General features: G+C 66.7%; 20 protein-coding genes. 8 read left to right on the forward strand and 12 right to left on the reverse strand.

Annotated features, from left to right (window positions below):
* Positions 1–45 precede the first annotated feature (45 nt).
* Positions 46–561, forward strand: coding sequence for an ArsI/CadI family heavy metal resistance metalloenzyme (locus tag P2L57_RS16645; RefSeq protein ID WP_275815110.1), 516 nt, complete (start codon positions 46–48; stop codon positions 559–561).
* A 226-nt stretch (positions 562–787) separates the two neighbouring features.
* Here the strand turns inward: P2L57_RS16645 and P2L57_RS16650 are convergent, their stop codons facing one another.
* On the reverse strand, positions 788–1,210 hold the full coding sequence (locus P2L57_RS16650; protein ID WP_275815113.1) for a PIN domain nuclease: 423 nt from the start codon (positions 1,208–1,210) through the stop codon (positions 788–790).
* Positions 1,207–1,422, reverse strand: a complete 216-nt coding sequence (locus P2L57_RS16655) for a type II toxin-antitoxin system VapB family antitoxin (RefSeq protein ID WP_275815116.1) — start codon at positions 1,420–1,422, stop codon at positions 1,207–1,209. Before P2L57_RS16655 ends, P2L57_RS16650 begins: the two co-directional genes overlap by 4 nt.
* Before the next feature lie 345 nt (positions 1,423–1,767).
* Here P2L57_RS16655 and P2L57_RS16660 point away from each other — a divergent pair, with 345 nt between their 5' ends.
* Both P2L57_RS16660 and P2L57_RS16665 read left to right on the forward strand, forming a co-directional pair.
* Complete coding sequence (locus tag P2L57_RS16660; RefSeq protein ID WP_275815118.1) at positions 1,768–2,484, forward strand: hypothetical protein; 717 nt, start codon at positions 1,768–1,770, stop codon at positions 2,482–2,484.
* Complete coding sequence (locus P2L57_RS16665) at positions 2,481–2,741, forward strand: hypothetical protein (RefSeq protein ID WP_275815120.1); 261 nt, start codon at positions 2,481–2,483, stop codon at positions 2,739–2,741. Before P2L57_RS16660 ends, P2L57_RS16665 begins: the two co-directional genes overlap by 4 nt.
* 310 nt (positions 2,742–3,051) lie before the next feature.
* Here P2L57_RS16665 and P2L57_RS16670 read toward each other — a convergent pair whose 3' ends face one another.
* From P2L57_RS16670 to P2L57_RS16695, 6 genes are all read right to left on the reverse strand, one after another.
* Positions 3,052–3,549 (reverse strand): NUDIX domain-containing protein, encoded by a 498-nt coding sequence (locus tag P2L57_RS16670; RefSeq protein WP_275815123.1) that lies wholly within the window; start codon positions 3,547–3,549, stop codon positions 3,052–3,054.
* Positions 3,550–3,667: 118 nt separating this feature from the next.
* Complete coding sequence (locus P2L57_RS16675; RefSeq protein ID WP_308292479.1) at positions 3,668–4,219, reverse strand: NUDIX hydrolase; 552 nt, start codon at positions 4,217–4,219, stop codon at positions 3,668–3,670.
* Positions 4,216–5,337 (reverse strand): NAD(P)-binding domain-containing protein, encoded by a 1,122-nt coding sequence (locus tag P2L57_RS16680; protein ID WP_275815129.1) that lies wholly within the window; start codon positions 5,335–5,337, stop codon positions 4,216–4,218. Before P2L57_RS16680 ends, P2L57_RS16675 begins: the two co-directional genes overlap by 4 nt.
* A 51-nt stretch (positions 5,338–5,388) precedes the next feature.
* On the reverse strand, positions 5,389–5,865 hold the full coding sequence (locus tag P2L57_RS16685) for a hypothetical protein (protein ID WP_275815131.1): 477 nt from the start codon (positions 5,863–5,865) through the stop codon (positions 5,389–5,391).
* Positions 5,859–6,290, reverse strand: coding sequence for an ATP-binding protein (locus P2L57_RS16690; protein WP_308292480.1), 432 nt, complete (start codon positions 6,288–6,290; stop codon positions 5,859–5,861). The genes P2L57_RS16685 and P2L57_RS16690 overlap by 7 nt, the downstream gene beginning before the upstream one ends.
* Positions 6,287–6,715 carry a hypothetical protein gene (locus P2L57_RS16695; RefSeq protein WP_275815133.1) on the reverse strand — a complete coding sequence of 143 codons (429 nt, stop codon included), beginning with the start codon at positions 6,713–6,715 and terminating at the stop codon, positions 6,287–6,289. Before P2L57_RS16695 ends, P2L57_RS16690 begins: the two co-directional genes overlap by 4 nt.
* A 155-nt stretch (positions 6,716–6,870) precedes the next feature.
* Between P2L57_RS16695 and P2L57_RS16700 the strand changes: the two genes are divergently transcribed.
* The 3 genes from P2L57_RS16700 to P2L57_RS16710 are packed head-to-tail and all read left to right on the forward strand — an operon-like array spanning position 6,871 to position 9,457.
* A complete protein-coding gene (locus tag P2L57_RS16700; protein WP_275815136.1) occupies positions 6,871–7,965 on the forward strand; it encodes a helix-turn-helix domain-containing protein in 1,095 nt (364 codons plus the stop codon).
* Positions 7,966–7,980: 15 nt separating this feature from the next.
* A complete protein-coding gene (locus P2L57_RS16705; RefSeq protein WP_275815139.1) occupies positions 7,981–8,649 on the forward strand; it encodes a YdcF family protein in 669 nt (222 codons plus the stop codon).
* A gap of 10 nt (positions 8,650–8,659) precedes the next feature.
* A complete protein-coding gene (locus tag P2L57_RS16710; RefSeq protein ID WP_275815141.1) occupies positions 8,660–9,457 on the forward strand; it encodes a WbqC family protein in 798 nt (265 codons plus the stop codon).
* Here P2L57_RS16710 and P2L57_RS16715 read toward each other — a convergent pair.
* The gene (locus tag P2L57_RS16715; RefSeq protein WP_372515729.1) at positions 9,444–10,928 is read right to left on the reverse strand and encodes a relaxase/mobilization nuclease domain-containing protein; all 1,485 of its coding nucleotides are present in this window, start codon (positions 10,926–10,928) and stop codon (positions 9,444–9,446) included. The two genes, P2L57_RS16710 and P2L57_RS16715, sit on opposite strands and share 14 nt — an antisense overlap.
* 506 nt (positions 10,929–11,434) lie before the next feature.
* On the opposite strand from P2L57_RS16715, the gene P2L57_RS16725 reads away from it, so the two are divergent.
* Together P2L57_RS16725 and P2L57_RS16730 are read left to right on the forward strand one after the other, a co-directional pair.
* Positions 11,435–11,806, forward strand: coding sequence for a GNAT family N-acetyltransferase (locus P2L57_RS16725; protein WP_308292481.1), 372 nt, complete (start codon positions 11,435–11,437; stop codon positions 11,804–11,806).
* 663 nt (positions 11,807–12,469) lie between these two features.
* A complete protein-coding gene (locus P2L57_RS16730; RefSeq protein ID WP_275815144.1) occupies positions 12,470–12,613 on the forward strand; it encodes a hypothetical protein in 144 nt (47 codons plus the stop codon).
* Between the two features lie 394 nt (positions 12,614–13,007).
* On the opposite strand, the gene P2L57_RS16735 is transcribed toward P2L57_RS16730, so the two are convergent.
* The 3 genes from P2L57_RS16735 to P2L57_RS16745 form a co-directional block, all read right to left on the reverse strand.
* Positions 13,008–14,711, reverse strand: a complete 1,704-nt coding sequence (locus tag P2L57_RS16735) for a hypothetical protein (RefSeq protein ID WP_275815147.1) — start codon at positions 14,709–14,711, stop codon at positions 13,008–13,010.
* Positions 14,712–15,000: 289 nt separating this feature from the next.
* On the reverse strand, positions 15,001–15,741 hold the full coding sequence (locus tag P2L57_RS16740; RefSeq protein WP_275815150.1) for a 5-formyltetrahydrofolate cyclo-ligase: 741 nt from the start codon (positions 15,739–15,741) through the stop codon (positions 15,001–15,003).
* Positions 15,738–16,904 (reverse strand): helix-turn-helix transcriptional regulator, encoded by a 1,167-nt coding sequence (locus P2L57_RS16745; RefSeq protein WP_275815152.1) that lies wholly within the window; start codon positions 16,902–16,904, stop codon positions 15,738–15,740. Before P2L57_RS16745 ends, P2L57_RS16740 begins: the two co-directional genes overlap by 4 nt.
* Positions 16,905–17,089: the final 185 nt, after the last annotated feature.

The following is a 17,089-nucleotide window of genomic DNA, read 5'->3' on the forward strand; positions in this document are numbered from 1 at the left end:
GTATCGACAGCCATCGATACAGAAGTTCCGCTTGAGGAGACCGCTATGTCCCGCGTCCAACTCGCCCTGCGCGTCGCCGACCTGGAGGGCTCAATCGCCTTCTACTCCAAGCTGTTCGGCACCGAACCAGCCAAGATCCGCGACGGCTACGCGAACTTCGCCATCGCTGAACCCCCGCTCAAGCTCGTCCTCATCCAGGGCGAACCCGGCGTGGAGACCCGCCTCGATCACCTCGGCGTCGAGGTCGACTCCACCGAGCAGGTCTCCGCCGTAGCCGATCACCTGAAGCAGGCCGGGCTGGCGACGTTCGAGGAGAACGACACCTCCTGCTGCTACGCCCTCCAGGACAAGGTCTGGGTCCACGGCCCCGGCAAGGAGCCCTGGGAGGTCTACGTCGTCAAGGCCGACGCCGACACCCTCGGCAAGAGCGCGACGCCCGGCGCGGAAGGCGACGCCTGCCGCGGCACCACCGCCTCCTGCACCTCCGAGGAGCAGTCCGTCGACCCCACCCGGACCGTGGAGCAGGCGAAGGCCGCCGCTGGCTGCACCTGCGGAAGGTGACCACCCGAGATCCCGATCCGGTCAGGCAAGAACGCGGTGCGTGACACCCGTCACCCCTGCCTGGCGAAGAGGGTGGCTCCAGGGCCCCGATCACGCCCTGGAGCCACCCGAGCCGCCCAACTGCAACCAAAACCGCAACCACGCAACACGAAAGGCCCCGACCGGCAACCGGTCGGGGCCTTCGTTTGCCCAGCTGGGCAGAGGCGGAGGATAGAGACCGCGGACGTCACTTGCTTGCGTCCGGCCCGTACCACTGGAGAGGTTGTCCGGTCACAGCGGCGATGCATTCGAAGTCGTGGTCGCGGTGGAGAAGGGTGAGATCTTGGAGCTCGGCCGTGGCGGCTACCACCAAGTCGACAGCCCCGGCACTGCGATGCTGGCCGCGTTTGGTCAGGGCTTCCTGTACCTGCCACGCTCGGCTGTATGCCCGGTCGTCTACGGGCACCCACCCGAAGACGAGGCGCAGGTCTTCGATGCCGCGGGCGCGGTCCTCGGGGGAGCGGGCGCTGTAGAAGAACTCGAGTTCAGTGATCGGGCATGTTGCGATGAGCCCGGCCGACGCGGCCTGATCCCACCCGTACTGCTCCCCGTCGCTGCGCAAGAACCGCGCGAGTGCGCTGGTATCAATGAGGAACTGTGCCGCGTTCACCGGCGGTAGTTCCCCTTGTCCTCGAAGAGTTCCAGGTCGAAGGCCCCGTCGGCTGCGGCACTACGCAGCCGCGCCAACGCCAGTGCCCGCCTCCGGATATCGAGCACCTCCCGCAGGGCGGTGTTGACTGTTTCCTTCTTGGTGCTTGTACCGAGAGCTCGCGCGACTTCGGTCAGCAGTTCGTCGTCCAAGTCGATCACAGTCCGGCTCATCGCCACCTCCGTATATCGCCGCAGATGTAAAGTATATCTACCATGATGCATCGTGATGCCTGAGTGGTCAACCTGCGTGTGGGAGCGCCCAGGCCCGGCTGGAGTGTTGACCTCGTCGCGGAGCTGGCTTGGCGCCCCGGGGAAATCGTTTGTGCCGCGCACGAGCCATCCCTGTTCGACGGTGAACAGTGGGTGCCTTCGGCGCAGTATGAGGGAGGTGATCGCGCTTCAATCGGCGACTTCGTGCCGTTCACACGTGCTGGCGCACTCGCATGTGGACGCGGATAGCCGCCGTCCCTGTCGGAAAGCTGCCTGCTGCCAGACGACCCGACTTGAGGTGAGCCTGTGTCATTGGTGCTTTCGGCGGACGTGTTCAAATCGATCGAGTTGCAGGTCTCGCAGCTCTTCCGCAGACAGTTGATCTGTCCGCATCGCCCTGGCCAGTGGTGCTCGGTCAGCGAGCACCTCACGCTCTCGGAAGCGAAGGAGGTGGCGGCCCGCGAGGCCGCTGACGGCGTTCTACACGCCGCCCTGTGGTGGCGTGTAGGGCGCGACGCCCACAGCGATGCTCCCAACCTGGCTCGCCGTACCCAGTTGCTTGCCGTGGACTTCGTCGGCCCCTACCTGCGGAAGTCGGCCGCGAAGGTTTCAAGGACGCTCTGCGTCGATGTAGCGGATGTGAGGTCCGCTATGGTTTTCGGCGCGTTGTACGGGCTGGCTCTGACGGACGACGGTGACGACGTCCGGAACAAGATCATGCGAACCGCACATGACGCCGGGTGGGCGGTGGAGCGGGCGAATCCGGTGGAGCGCACGACGGATCCGCACAGCCTTGTCGACCGCAGGGGCGGATGCGACGACTACACACCGGTGCGTGACGAATCGGACGTCCACGCGGTCGACGAGGTGGACGCTTCGCTGCGGGACAGGATCAGCGGCGAACGCTGGGGCGCGACTTTGCATCGGCTCGGGATCCTCGAGGACTTCCTCACCAAGGGGTCGGGGCAGATGCCGGAGAGCGAGTCTGGCCTGTCTCATACGCAGCAGGAGGACGCCGAATGAATGCGAACAGTGGGCGGGTGTCGCAGTGGTTCTCCATGCCCATGCCGCTAGGGAAGGTGGCTGGCCTCCTCGACATCGACCCGGCGAAAGCACCCGGACTGGTGAGAGCGGGCCGATTCCCGTGCCGTGTCACGAAGGTCAGGGGCAAGTACGTGGCCACTGTCGGGGACGTGATGGAGGCCATGGGCATCGAAGACCCCGTCGTACAGACCGACGACCTACGGGCTGGAGCCGATTTCGCGAAGCGATGGGATTGAGACCCCTGCCCACCGACGCCTGGGCGCAATGCCAGAGGGCCGACCCGCGGAGTCGGATCGGCCCTCTGGACCAGGCGGAGGATACGAGATTCGAACTCGTGAGGGGTTGCCCCCAACACGCTTTCCAACTGTTCGTCCGGGGGTTCGGGGAGGGACACGGGTGTTCTGACCTGGGGTGGAGTTCCTCATGCACGGGACTCTGGACGGGGCTGGACGGGGGCCAATGAGACCAGAACTGAGACCATAGGGCCGACAGTCTCCCCTGCTCATAGGGGTGATCGGGCTTGACGGCCCGGGGGCTCCAGCGAGGCTAGTGCCAACCGCGGAGGGTGACTTCCGGGCCTCCCGTGAGGTAGCGGTGGAGGGCGCTGCTGGTGCTCGGGACGAATTCCTCGGGAAGGGCGCGGGTGTCGGCCCAGCAGACCCGGGCGTGTTTGCCAGGCTCGCGGTTCTCAGGCTCGCCGGTCCATGCGTGGGTGGCGAAGACGACGGTGAGGAAGCCGTTGGGGGCTTCGACGCCCCAGGCGCCATGGATGATGTGGGCGACGCGAAGAGAATCGAGCGTGACGATCAGGCCGGTCTCCTCGCGGAGTTCGCGGACGGCTGTCTCGGTGATGGCCTCACCCGGCTCACTCTTGCCGACGGGCAGGTCCCACATGCCCGGCGCGAACTTGGCGTCAGGGCCACGCTGCAGGAGTACGACGCGACCTCCGGCCCTGTCGTGGACGATGACAGCTGCGACCAGGAGGGTCATCGAGTCGAGGGCGGGCTTGAGGGCGCGGGGTTCACCGGTCTTCTGCTGAGTCACGATGGTTCCTTCGTTCGCCGGGATGTTGGGCGTGCTGGCTCAGGGCTTCCCCGGAGGCGGGCGGTCGCCCCTCCATGCAGAGGGGGGCATCGGTACAGGGGCGACCTGAGCGTCCGCGTTAGCGAACCGCTTGAGCAATACGCAACCGCAGGGCCTGGTCATGGATGCTGTCGACATCGCGCCATGCCGCGTCGGCGACCTCTTCGGTCTGCAGCTGGCCGACCTCGGCCGTGGTGCGGAAGAGGAACCGGAAGTCGATGTGCTGGTGGTCCGGCTCGCCCTTGGCCCCGTTGGCCGGGATGGGGTGGACGTCGACGTGGAGGGGGCTGTCGCTGACGGGGTTGACGGTGTCGGCCGGGATGCCGGTCTCCTCGGCAAGCTCACGGCGGGCAGCTTCCTGCAGGGTGGTGTCGTCGGCCTCAAGGTGGCCGCCAGGCAGGAGCCACTTGCCGGTGGCGAGGTGGTGGATGTGCAGGATGCGTCCGTCTGGCTGGGCGAGGATCGCGCCTGCGGTCGCGTGGCCGCGGAACTCCTTGCGGGAGGTGAGGTCGGCTCCGGCATCGATCAGGTCGAGTGCGGGTGCGAGGTCGGGTTTGTCCTCGGGGTGCTGGTCGAGGTAGGCGGTCAGGGTGGTGCGGATGTGGTCTGCCGTGATGGCCAAGTCGATCACCTGTTGAAGTAGTTGAGCCAAGTTGCCGCGATGGCGGCGCGGTCGACTGCGGGGACCTCGTGCATGCCGGGGGCGAGATCCGCGCGGGTGAGCATCCTGATCCCGGCGAGTATCTCGGCTTGGACCAGGAAGATGAACGGCCCGACGCTGGCGCCATGCAGGAAGTTGACGGCGTTTCCACCGTTGGCCAGGTAGAAGTAGTGGCCCGTGGTCTGGTACCGGGTGACGTGCTCGCCGACCATGGTGCGGGTATAGACGTCCGGGAGTCCGGCGAGTTCCAGTTCGTCCTCGCTGGAGGTGACGGTGGCGACGTAGGCGCCGTTGCGCAGGTGCGGGAAGTCCTCGCCGTGTAGGGAGACCGCGCCGGTCGCGCAGAGCACCAGCCCCGCTTCCGTTAGCGCGGCCTCGCGGTCTCGGGCGACGGTGAAGCCCTGGGAGAGGGCCTGGGTGCGGCGTACGGGGTCGATGTCAAAGACGTTGACCTGGACGCCTTTGACTTGCAGCAGTCGGGCGATGGAGGAGCCGAGTTTGCCGAAACCGATCACCAAAGCGGGGCGGCCGTGGAGAATGTCGCCGCGCTCGCGCATGACGGCCTCGGTGGAGAAGACCACAGATTGGCCGACGAGGAAGTCTTCAGGATCCTTCAGGGGTGAGCGGGCGACGGAGATCACCGGGCAGGGCAGCTTGTCGAGATCGGCATAGCGGCGGTGACCGTTCTCGGTGTCCTCGATCACGCCTAGGACGTGGCCGGAGAAGCGGTCATGCAGGTCCGTGAGAGTGGGGGCGAAGTAGCCGCCGACGTCCAGCAGAACGATAGGCTCGGCGGTCGCCCTGGACTCGACGTAGTCCAGCGCGGCTTCGGGGTCGATGAACAGCTCACGGGAGAGCGCGTCGACCGGGGTGGTCTTCTCGACCTCGCGCCGGGCGGCGGGATTGATCGACTTGGGTTTGGGCAGCACCGCCCGCAGCCGGGTGAGGGAGGCGACCGCGCGAACGAAGGCAGGCCGCTCCGGCAGCAGGTGTGTGACCAGGAAGGATGTCGCCTGCTCGTCGGGGGTGAACTGGGCGGTGATCTTGGCGAAGTAGGCGTCCAGCCGGGCGCGTTCGAAGGATTCCATGGCAGTTCCCTCTCATCCGTCTGTGCGGATTCGTGCATGGAAGGGCTGGCTTCAAGTGGTGCGGGCGAGGCCGAACAGCAACCGGTCAGCGGTGAGTTCGGTGTCCAGGTAGGTATCAACGCGGGTGGCGTCGGCGGACTGCGGCAGCGCGTCCAGGCCGACCATCACGATGGCCTCGCAGGATCGGGTGAGCAGTGCGGTCCAGCGGGGGTGGGTGGGCAGCCGTAGTCCGTAGCGGCTGCCGTGGAAGCGCATCAGCACCTGGTCGCCGATGATCTGCAACCGTCCCGGCAGGACGGGCAAAGGGTCTCGGGCGTCGGCCAGGCCGCCAAGGGAGACTGCGATCAGTCGCATCCGGGCCTCGATCGCCTCGGGGGTGTCGTGGCTGGTGCGGTCGGGTGGGTGGGTGAGCAGGACGTGCCCGACATGTTGACCGTCTGGCGCCATTCCGGGCCAGGTCCAGGCTCCGAGGGAGGCCAGCAGCCCCGGTCTCGGCCCGATGAGCGGCTGCGGGATGCGGGTCAGCATGCTGCCTCCCGGACGGCGGCGACGGCCTTGAACCGCAACCAGACGATCTTCCCGGAGGGCTGCCGGTCGCAGACGCCCCACTCATCCGCGAGTTCCTCGACGATCAACAGCCCTCGTCCAGAGGCGTCCGACGGTTTCGAATGGCGGACCTGTGGCCGGTGGCCGTCATGGCGGCTGTCGTGTACTTCCAGGAGTACGAAGTCGTTGTCTTCGACGGTCAGTCTGACCAGGAAGCCGATTCCGGGCTCGGTGCCGTGAACGAGCGCGTTGGTGGCCAGCTCGGAGACACACAGCCGGATGTCGTCGGCGTCCATGTCCAGTCCCCAGGCCATCAGGGTTGCGGTGGTGAACTCCCTGGCCCGGCTCACGGATTCGAGCTTCGGCTCGAAGTACTTCTGCATCACCTCGGGCATGGCGGGCCTCACGTCTCCGCGTCCAGGGCCCGGCTGCGGCGGCGAGGCCGGGCCGCACTGGACGAGTTGGAGATGCGGTGGCCGGCCGATCGGGGCCTGCGGCTGTCGCGGATCAGCAGCAGCCGAGCCCCGGCCGCCTCGATCCGTTTCTCCCGGTCGGCGGCTATCGCCTTGGGGCCGAGGTGGGAGGCGGACGGCAGCACGACGCCATAGGCGTCGGGTAGCGACAAGACGTCCAGCAGTCCGGTGAACGCTGCGGAGACGACGTCGGTGGAGCGTTCGGTGAACACCCCGGACAGCAGCAGTTCGTGCTGGCGGCAGTACTCGGCCAGCGAAGCGGCCAGTGCCTCCTGTCGGGTGGCCGGGGCCCGCGCCAGCCGCAGGAAACCGTAGACGGCCGGGCCGTTGACCGGGCGATGCTCCGTGAGGGGTTCCATGCTGTAGACCGTCCAAAGGCTTGAGGCGGTGGTCACAGTCCGAGGGTGTCCGAGACCCAACGTCCATGGAATGAACCGCTGTTGCACTTCCGTGGCACTTCCATCCCCCCGGTTGAGTTCCCGTGCTTCGATGGCGGCTCAGAAGGGAGCGACGCGTGGCGACCGTGCACCACTGGACCGGCCTGGAGGCCCGAGCGCTGCGTCTGGCCTTGCGGATGAGCGTCCGCGCTTTCGCCGAACACCTCGGCGTCGGCGTCCGCACCGTCTCCAAGTGGGAGAAGCTCCTCACCGCCACCGAGCCCCGTCCCGACACCCAGGCCATCTTGGACACCGCGCTGGCCCGCGCGGATGCCGCCGTTCATCTGCGGTTCGAGACGAACCTGTCCGAGGCCGGACGCCCGTCGTCTGGCCGCCGAGTGACGGCTACCGGGCCAAGGGCCTGGGAGTACGAATCGTGGACCGACGACCTGGAACGCGGCGTCGTCGCCTTGTCCCGGCAGAACTTCGCCTTCGCCAACAACCTGCTGAACCGCTGGCTGGGGCGCTTCAAGCCGCTGCGGTTGGATGACAAGGGCCTATATCTGCTCGCACGCTCGACCGCCCTGCTCGGTGACCTGCGGCGCGACCAGGGCGCCGTCCTCGGGCCGCTGTCGGCCCAGCACTCTTATGCCGGTGCCCGCTCGATCTTCACCCAGCTCGACATCCCCCGCCGCGTCGCCCAGCTCGACCTGTCTCTGGCGGTGGTCGCCGAGATGTCTGACAAGTTGGAGATAGCCGCACGCCACTACGAAGCCCTCGCGGTCGATGACCGCCTGGCCCGCCGTGACCGGGCTCGGGCCAGGTTGTGGGTGGGAACCGCCTTGAGCAAGGACGGCAACCACGACTATGCCGCCCGCGTCATGCTCGCCGCGACTCGCGAGTTCGAGGACCTGTCCGAGCCCGACGACTGGTCAGTCGCCCACCAGAAACTCGCCCTGGCCCACCGCGGAGCGGGCCAGTTAGACCAGGCCCTGCACTTCATCGATATCGCCCGCAGCACCGGCGTAATGGACTCGCCAATGCAGCGGGTGCGCTTGGACACTGCCCATGGTCACATCCTGCTGTCCGACCCGGCCACCCGGGATGATGGGCTGCGGGTGCTCGATGACGCCGGGAAGCTGGCCGCCAAGGTCGGCCTGAGCCACCAGCTCCGCAGCATCGAGAGCATCCGGAGGATAACCGAGGGGGCATCCGGCCCCCGGCGACGGTGACCAGGGAGATGCAGCGTGACGGACAACCAGCGGGCCTTGACCGAGGTTCAACGGCAGCAGGCCAAGCTGATCTGGGACTACCACCAGATGCACCACCAAGTCCGGCCGGTGGATGCCGCGATCGGCCTGGGCAGCCACGACCTGGGGGTGCCCGTCTACTGTGCCCAGTTGTACCGCGCCGGGCTCTTCCCCACCCTGGTGTTCACCGGGGGTCCCAACCCCACCGCCCCCGAGCGATTCCCGCGCGGCGAGGCCGTTCACTTCCGCGAGCACGCCATGGAACTCGGCGTCCCCGACAAGGCGATCCTCGTGGAGCCGAAGGCCCGCAACACCGGCCAGAACATCACGTTCTCCCGCGAAGTCCTGACCGCCGCCGGTATCACCGTGAAGACCGTGCTGCTGGTGTCCATGCCGTATATGGAGCGACGCTCCTTCGCTACCGCCCGCAAGCTCTGGCCCGAGGTCAAGGTGATCTGTGCCTCGGAGCCACTGGAGTTCGACGACTACCTCAAGAGCATCGGCGACGAGAAGCTCGTCACCGACCAGCTCGTCGGCGACCTGCAGAGGGTGATCGAGTACCCCAAGCTCGGGTTCGCCATCGAGCAGGACGTCCCGGAGGACGTGCATGCCGCCTACGAATCCCTTATCCGCGACGGATTCACCAGCCGCCTCATCAACTCCTGACCTGCCGCGCGTGAGTGGGCTGTGCGCGATCCACCAGCCCAACTTGTTCCCGCGACTGACCACGCTGGCCAAGCTGTTCGCGGCGGACTACTGGATCGTCCTCGACGACGTGCAGTTCTCCCGCCGCGACTACCAGCACCGCATTCGCCTGACGGCCTCGAACGATCCGCAGTGGCGCCAGTGGCTCACCATCCCCACCCACTTGCCCCGAGGCCGTGCCACGGCCATACACGAGGCTCTGATCGTGGACCCGATCCGTTCGCGGCGACGTGTGGCCCAGATGCTGCGGTACTACTACCGCGCAAGCCGACACTGGGCGATTCTGAGCCGGGCACTTGAACCGTTCCTCGACTTGTTCACCACGACGGACAAGACCGCTGACATCTCAGAGGCGTCCACCCGGATTCTTCTGGAACTGCTCGGCTGGCATGGGCGGATTCTCCGCAGCAGTCAGCTCTCCGCCCGGTCGGGGCGGTCGCAGCGGCTCGCCGATCTGGCAGTAGCCACTGGCGCCTGCGGCTACCTCTGCGGGACGGGCGGCATGAGGTACCTGGAGGCGAACGTGTTCACGGCTCTCGGCATCGCGGTGATCCCGTTTCGCACCCCCACCACGGGCCTGTGGCATGCCGGACGCGAAATCAGCGCCATCCGGTCCTTGATGACCTGCGGCGTACGGGTCCTTGCCGATGAGCTACGGGACGTCGTCGCGAACCAAGAGGTCACGCAGCCGCTACGCGAAACAGCCTTGAGAGACCGCCTACCTAGTGGCAGACGGCCTCTCGGAACGAGCGCTTTCAGCGGCTATTAGTTCGCCTGGCGACCTCAACGTGCGGAGGCAGCTCGGTCATCGCGGTGGAGGAGGGGCGGTACGCAGTTCCTCCAAGGCTCCTGCTCCGTGCCGTGGCCGCCGATGCCCGCTTGTTGGGCATGGCGCTGATACGCCAGTTCAGCACTTCCGCGAGCGAGTGCGCGGTGTCCAGTTCGCGCTGTTCTGCCGCCTCGGCGAGGACTTCGCCAACGCGGTGTCCACTGCTCTCGGCCCTGGCCAGCGTGGTCGTCAAGGCAGGCCAGGCGGGATCGGCAAGGATGCGGTCGGCCTGCTCGGGCACCGCCCGGCGTAGGTCTGCCTCGAACCGTCGAGCCACCTCGGCCCGCGGAGCGCGCTGTGCGAGGTCAGCGAGAACCGGCGCGGCGGCCTGGCGATAGCCGCTACTCAAGTGTTCGGCGGCACGTCGGGCTGCGGCTGCCTGCTGCTGGTGGCCTCGCTTCTCGTGCCAGCGTGCGGCGGCGATGGCCAGGAGGACGGCGCTCGACAGCAGCGCGATGAATGCCGCTCCGTCCTGCCCCGGTCCGATGGCGGTGCACAGTTCCCTGGCGGCACCGCGCAAGGCGGCGGCTTGCTGGTGGTCGGCGCGGATGGCGGAACGATTGGCGCGGTTGAACGCTGCTGCTGCCGCTCGTAGTTCAGCCCTGTTGCCGGGGGGACCGGTCTTGGCGGTGTTGTGAAGGAGTTCCGCGAAGGCGGCGAGTTGGGCCTGGGCTGCCGCGTCGTCGCCGCTGTCGAGAACGGCGGATGCCTGCCGCAGTGCGGTCTCGGCTTGGTGCCATGGGCTGACCGGGCGTATGCCTGCGGCCGGAACGTCGTCGCTCTTCTGCGCGTCGAGGCGTTCGCGGATGCGGTGGATGGACAGGTCGGAGGCGAGCTTGGAACCGCCAAGCCAGATCGACTCTCCCTGCGCATTGGTGTCGCCGGGGGCTGCGAGGCTGTAGCCGATGACGTCGCCGGTCTCCGGGTCGATGCGCTTTTTGGCCTGGATGCCAAGGGAGTCGAGGACGGAGAAGAACTCCTCCTCGGTTCGTACGACGGCCAGGACCGCGTATGCCTCGTCGCGCAGCCACTCGCGCGAGGTGACGCTCTTGCCTCGGCGCTGGGCCTTGGCCTGCTCTGCGCTGGTCAGGGTCTTCGGTGCGGTCAGGTCGCCGGACTTCGATCGCCGCAGGCCGAACTCCTCTTCGATCTTCCGGCACTCCTTCTGCGCCCGCCATCCATCCCGGTTCGTGCGGGGGCGGCGCCCGTCGGCGCGGACGGTGGTCGCAACGATGTGGATGTGGTCGTCCGCGTGCCGCACGGCGATCCATCGGCACGCCTGGTCGTCCCCGTCAGGGGCAATGCCCGTGGCGGCAACGACGCGGCGAGCGAGCCTCTTCCTGGTCACCTGGCTGTTCGCCCTCCTGTACTGGCGCATCGCCCGCATCGAGGAGAAGTGGTCCGCGAACATGCGCCCCACCAACGCCTCTGGCGACTGACCCGGATCCGGCCCTGTCCAGCGCGACGCCGACACGCGCTGGGCAGGGCCTTCGTCATTTGCGCGTCACCGCACTCCCTCTTATTGCAAACTAATTGCAGATAAGGAGATATTGCATGTGAGTCGTGAACGAAGGGAAGCCGGTATGGCGATTTCACCCGTGGCGGTGGGGAGCGATCCGCCCCGCGATGGGGCTGGCGCGGGAAGCATGCGAGTCGGCGTCCTGCCCATGCACGCGGTTCCCCTTACGCCGATCGCCGAGACAGCCAGGGCCGCGTAATGTCCGCGCGGATACGACTGGCTACCGGAGCCGAGACCGTGACCATGGCGCCCGCGCTGCGGCTGGTCTACCGGCAGGCGTTCTCGGCACCACCTGGCAAGAGGACCCCGCCGGGGATGCCCTGTTCGCCGGACGGCTGAACCATGACGTTCGTCGGCCCGGTTTCACTGCGGCGGTCGCCCTGGAACACGACCGGCTGGTGGGCTTCGCCACCGCATGGACCACCACGGCCCCGCTGCCCGCCGAGCGCTGCTACCCGCAGGTGTCCGCCGCGCTAGGTCCCGAACGCGTGACGTCCTGGCTACACGGCGCCCGAGAAGTCGATGAACTCGCCGTCCTACCCACACTGCACGGCCGGGGCATCGGCCCTGCGCTACTCGACGCGGTGACTCACGACGCGCCCGACGGCCGGTGCTGGCTGCTGACCTCTGTCCGCGCCACGCGCGTACTGGAGCTGTACCAGCGCCTTGGCTGGACACAGGCCACCCACCCCGCCCCCGCCGGAAGAGGCATCGCAGTCTTCCTCGGCCCAGCCCACCCCAACCGCGACACCGCGCCCCAACCCCTCTAAGTAGCGGTCCGATGGGTCGTGAACCCTGCGCTCCACTTGCGCGATGAGGGCCAGCCATTGACCCGTCGCACGAGCCTCGAACCTGCCGTCGGCGCCTACGGTGGGCGCGCCGTGACGGACGGCACAGCTCAACGAGCGCGGCACGGAGCATCAGTTCGCCCGTCTTCGGACCGCTGGGCAGCGGCTCACGGCCAACTGAGACCAAAACTGAGACCAGACAACGTCGAAGCCCCTGACCGGATCCCGGTCAGGGGCTTCGTTTCCGCTGCTCAGCGGTGGCGGAGGATACGAGATTCGAACTCGTGAGGGGTTGCCCCCAACACGCTTTCCAACTGTTCGTGCGGCTGTTCGGCGGGGTCCGTCAGCGTACTGACCTGCGGCTGAGTGGGCTCAGCAGGGCGCGCCGAACGGGCCGGAACGACGCTGAATGCAACCCGAACTGCAACCCTCCGGGCACCCGCTTGTCTCGAACGCTGTTGAGGTCATGGGAAACAGTCAATCAACCCCTACAAGTCGATGGGGTCCTGGCAGTGAGTGGGCGGAGTCAACCGATGTGGGTGCCCCATGGGTTCAGCTTGGAAACGATCGACCGTGGTTTCCGGGGGCGTATCGGCTCCATGTCCCGCCGGTCTCGTTGAGGAGGCGGGCGGGGGTCTTGTCGTGGTGACCGAGTGCGTCCGCGACGACGGGGGCGGGCAGTTCGAGGAGTTGCTGTCGGATGGCGGCGCCGCGGGCGGCGGCCGGGACGCCGACCTCGCCCAAGAGTGCGGACAGGTGATCGGGGCGAGCGGTTGGCCCGCCCGGTGACCAGGGAAGAGCCAGCGGGATGCTGGTTGGTGGCGGTGTTCATGTTGTCGCGGTTCGCGATGTGTTCCAGCAGCAGAGCAGCGACTGGTGCGGGGACGGGCGATGCTGGCTCGCCGAGTCGTAGCAGCACTGTGTAGCCGTCGTGGATCACGTCGTCGACGGTGAGCCGGACGATCCGGGTCAAAGGCTGCGCGTAAAGGAGCACGGTGACCCCGGCGACATAGAGGCGCATCGATATCTCCATATCGGTCAGCAGCCGACCGAGGGTGTCCAGGCGCTCGTCCTCGCTCAGTGCGGCTCTCCGGGAGGTCTTCATCGTAGGGATGGAGAGGTTCCGTCGGCAGTGGCGGCTCTGCATGGCCCACCTCATGGACACCGTCGACAAGAGATACCTCTACATCTGCCTGGCCAACCAGTGCCAGATCGTGTGGTCCCCGACATCCGTTATGGCCAGGGTTACCGCCGTCAAGAGAAGTGTCGCGCCTGCCACCCACAAAGCCAGGCGGCTCACGCGGAATGCGTCCACCGACGCCCCCAGCGCGGAGACCGCGGTGAGAACCTCCCGGTAGTCCCGGTCAGCGTCCGACAAATCGGAGGCCATCCTCGTCTGCGCTTCGGCGAGCACCTTGTTGTAGTCCAGCGGCTCCTGCTTCGTTTGAACCCACGGTGCGTTCCCCATGGTGAACATGGCCTCGTCCGGCCACAGTCCATACTCATTGGTGCTCTTGACGTCCCGAGCGAGAGCGTTGATGTCCAGGCTAAACGTGATCAGGCCCTCCTGGAGCTCCTTTGCATACTTTCCCTTGAGCTGCCTGTGCTGGCGCCTAGCACTGTCCCGTAGCTTGGCGTAGGAGCGTTCAAGTTCGCCAAGGAACTCCGTGAGGGCGATCTTGACGAAGAAGCTGCGAATGACATCACTGACGTAGCTGGAGACCGCCCAGGGCTTGTCGCTGCCACGATGACGGACCATCGACTCGGGAATGTCCGCAAGGGAGCCGACAAGCCCCCAGCTGGGCGCTTCTCCCATGGACCGGCAAAGATCCGGCTCCGTCCTTTGCAGCACGAACCCGGGCAGGGAGTCGCTGGTCAGCCAGATGAACTCCTGGGTGAGGCCCAGCGCTCGCAGACTGGCAGACCATTCGCCGCTGGGCGGTTGGTCATCCTGCGGGTGGTAGGTCTGAAACAGGAGCAAGTCGAAGGCGGAATGGCGTCGGTCCTTCGAGGCGAAGCTGCCGGGCAACTTCTCGGCCATCCAGTCGCGTGCGGCATCATGGAGTGCTCGTCTAGTTTCTTGGGTTCGACGCATCGTCACCCAAGCGCTGTCCTCGGCCAGTGGCCTCATGCCGCGCCTCTTCACCAGTTCGGGGCCATGCTGGGTCCTCCAGACCTGGTCGAGGTGGTCCGATGCCTCGTCGGATACGAAGAACTCGGCGACGACGGCCGTTGTCCCGGACCCGATCTGATGGCCGTACAGGCAGACGGCTTCAAAGGAGGGATGGAGACTTCCCTCCCCGAAATCCGGAAAGAAAAAACTGGACTTGATCTGCTTCAAGCCTCCGATGCGCCACCACGACCGGCCCACGTGGCTGCGTGACCGATCGAGCCGTTTCCTGTTCTCCTGGTCGCGTTCCGCCCGGTCCCAAGAGTTCCGTTCCAAGTAGCGGCGCAGGTTCTCATGCTCACTCGGGGGAAAGAACTCGACTACCCATAGGCGCGGTACGTTAATGCGCTCGCCGTCAGAGACCTCTATGGTGTTCCATGGGCGCCGTCGGCCTGTCAGATGGCGTCGGTGCTCCTGGTAGGGCAGTAGGTAGTTGATCCCCTTGACGACAGTCTGCTGACCACGCCGGGGAAGCCTCTGCCAGACGGAAGGATGCCGGGGAAGCCAATCAAGGGTGCTGTACAGGCGGTCGAACCACTCTTTGCCGACGCCGTCGCCGTCGCCGTCGCCGTCCGCGGAGAGTATCGCGGGCTCGGAGGCTCCTGTCTTGGGCGTCTCGAGAAGCTGCGGAGCTGTATCCGGGGTGGGTTCCTCCGCGCATGGCTCCTCGCTCGGCGCAGACGTCATTTCATCATCAGGCTGCTCATTGCGGTCCAAGGTGGCCCTCCGTCCACGCTGTGAAGCCCAACCTAGTACTACAGTCGGTGGTCTCACTTTGATCGAGCGCAGACTGCGCAGGGACGTGGCCACCCGACGCGCAGGCTCCACGTACATCGGGTCGGGCTCGAAGGACATGACATGCGCTTGGTTACCATCGGCCTACCCCAAGTAGCCGTCGTACCGTTGGGCGGGTTGGAAAGCGAAGGTGTGAGGCTTCGCCCGCGGACCGGCCGACGCGTACTGGCCCTGCCGTCGGCTCGCCGAGGTCCCCGAGCGATGCCGTGCTTCAGTACCCGAGAGCGCGTGCCGCGAGCAAGGGGATCGACGCGATCTTCTGTGCGTCCAAATGTTCCCATACCAGCCCGGAAGGCCGGTGGGGCGAGGGGCAGGTGATGACCTCCTCGGGCGTCACGATCACATCGACGCCGACATCGTGTGCGGTCGCGGGCAGCTCCTCGTCGAGGACTTGCAGTCCGTGCACGGTGGTGACGACGACGGTGTGCTCACCGATGAGTCCGGCCTCGGTGAGGAATGCGAACTCCAGGTCGGAGTAACCGGCCCCCTTGCCGATGCGCACTCCCGACCGGTTCACGGCGACGCTGCCCAGCACCACCATGTCGACCGGCCGAAGGGCGTCCACGCCCACCTTCGGGGCGACGCTGGCGGCCACTCGGCTGGAGGCGGCCTCGGTCGGGGGGATGCTGAGCGCCGAGGGGTCGAGCAGGTAGAAGGGGTGCGGATCGGCGAGCTTGGGCACGGCCATGAATACGGTCTTGCCTTCGGACAACGCTTGAGCGCGCACTAGAAGTTGGGCCTTGTCGGGCACGGCCTTGATAACCCTGGCATGCTTCCAGGCGGGTAGCTCGCCCAGTCTGACGGCTGCCTCCTTCGATCCCTTGAAGTTCGGGATGCGGCCGTGGGCGGTGTCATCCTCGACGGCACCGCCGGCGTCCAAGGCGTCCCATACGCGCTCGCGCACCTGCTGCTTCTTGCGGTCTACGTCCGTGAACATCTGCTCTTCGCTCATGCCGCCTCCATCAACGCCAACAGACGATCTTGGGCCTCCTGTACTGCGTTCTCACTTCGCCAGGGTCGCAGTTCGCGGGCGGCGCGGAAGACGATGTTCATCCCACCACCTCCGCGCGTTCCCTGGAGTTCGTCAACGGCGTCGTTGAACACGACGAGCGCGGCGTCGAGGTCACCTTGGCGAATCGCGGTCAGCGCGAGGTTACCCAGGACAATCGCGCGTGACTTGCGGCGCCCCTGCATCTGGGAAGCTGTCTCTTCCAAGAACCGCTGCGCCTTGCCGTAGTCGCCGAGAGACAGGTAGCAGGAGCCGGCAAGGCGACCAAAGTGTGTCGGGGTGAACAGCTCGTGGCCTGCGTCGGCCCCGTCGGACCGTTCGAGATGCTTCTCGGCCTCCAGCAGGGCGCGCTCGCAGGCACTGTGTTCGCCGAGGAAGGCATGGGCCTCGGCAGCGTGCAGCAGCGCAAGACCAGTCAGAGCATGACTCGTCTTCCGGGTGGTCTGCGCGGCTTGGAGAGCGAGTTCGAGACCCTGACGGTGGTCGTTCGCTCCGTACAAGGCGACGTAGCAGGTGCGCAGCAGCGCATGCCCTTCGGTTGCGCGGTCTCGCAGGTGCCGTGCCACTTCTAGACTCTGCGCGTAGTAGGCGCGCGCTGTCTCATGGTCGCGCCGCTGTGACGCGTCCCACACTAACTGGCCCATGAGCGTTGCCGCGTCTGCCTGGAGAGCGCGCAGTTCGCGCTGCACACGGCCGGCCGGGGCTTCATCGGCAAGGAATGCCACTTGGTTGAGTTGCTGTGCCGCGTGGGCTAGGAGCGTCGCCGAGGGAACGGCATCATAACGGTCCGTCAGGTCGTCCATGTTGGAACGCAGTTCCGCGGCGACGATGAGATCGGCTCCCGACGGGTGCCGCAGTGCGTAGCCGACGCGCTCAGTGTGGCTGGGCCGCATCTCGGGGGCGACCGCCAGCAGCTCGTCCAACTCCTCAGCATTCACTCGAAGGAGCCGGGCCAGACGGGGCCGCAGGAACGGGATGGTCGCCGACTCGCCTGACTCCCAGCGTCGGACCGTGGAGCGCTCAACTCCGAGAGCCTCGGCAAGGGACTCCTGTGTGAACCCCAGAGCACGGCGGCGTCGCACAAGTCCGTGCCTCTTCACCGCCATGGGTTATCTCTCCCGCGTCGTCCTCAACTTCCATGGCACACCGGCATCCCAGGTCATGCCCCGGTGTGCCCCATCGATGCCCCACGCTTGCCCCAATTCTGCTCTGGTGCCTCCTGCCCGGGGGCGGTTCCGTGGATCTCCCAGAGCAGGCCGCACCGCGAAATGTGCAATCGCGTCTGACAGCG

Source organism: Streptantibioticus ferralitis, assembly GCF_029223525.1.
Lineage (GTDB): Bacteria > Actinomycetota > Actinomycetes > Streptomycetales > Streptomycetaceae > Streptantibioticus_A > Streptantibioticus_A ferralitis.

Excerpts from the sequence above, each read along its gene's own strand:
- P2L57_RS16745 (WP_275815152.1), bottom strand. The coding sequence starts at position 16,904 with ATGGCGGTGAAGAGGCACGGACTTGTGCGACGCCGCCGTGCTCTGGGG.
- P2L57_RS16665 (WP_275815120.1), top strand. The coding sequence starts at position 2,481 with ATGAATGCGAACAGTGGGCGGGTGTCGCAGTGGTTCTCCATGCCCATG.
- P2L57_RS16715 (WP_372515729.1), bottom strand. The coding sequence starts at position 10,928 with ATGTTCGCGGACCACTTCTCCTCGATGCGGGCGATGCGCCAGTACAGG.
- P2L57_RS16645 (WP_275815110.1), top strand. The coding sequence starts at position 46 with ATGTCCCGCGTCCAACTCGCCCTGCGCGTCGCCGACCTGGAGGGCTCA.
- P2L57_RS16680 (WP_275815129.1), bottom strand. The coding sequence starts at position 5,337 with ATGGAATCCTTCGAACGCGCCCGGCTGGACGCCTACTTCGCCAAGATC.
- P2L57_RS16695 (WP_275815133.1), bottom strand. The coding sequence starts at position 6,715 with ATGGAACCCCTCACGGAGCATCGCCCGGTCAACGGCCCGGCCGTCTAC.
- P2L57_RS16655 (WP_275815116.1), bottom strand. The coding sequence starts at position 1,422 with ATGAGCCGGACTGTGATCGACTTGGACGACGAACTGCTGACCGAAGTC.
- P2L57_RS16685 (WP_275815131.1), bottom strand. The coding sequence starts at position 5,865 with ATGCTGACCCGCATCCCGCAGCCGCTCATCGGGCCGAGACCGGGGCTG.
- P2L57_RS16740 (WP_275815150.1), bottom strand. The coding sequence starts at position 15,741 with ATGAGCGAAGAGCAGATGTTCACGGACGTAGACCGCAAGAAGCAGCAG.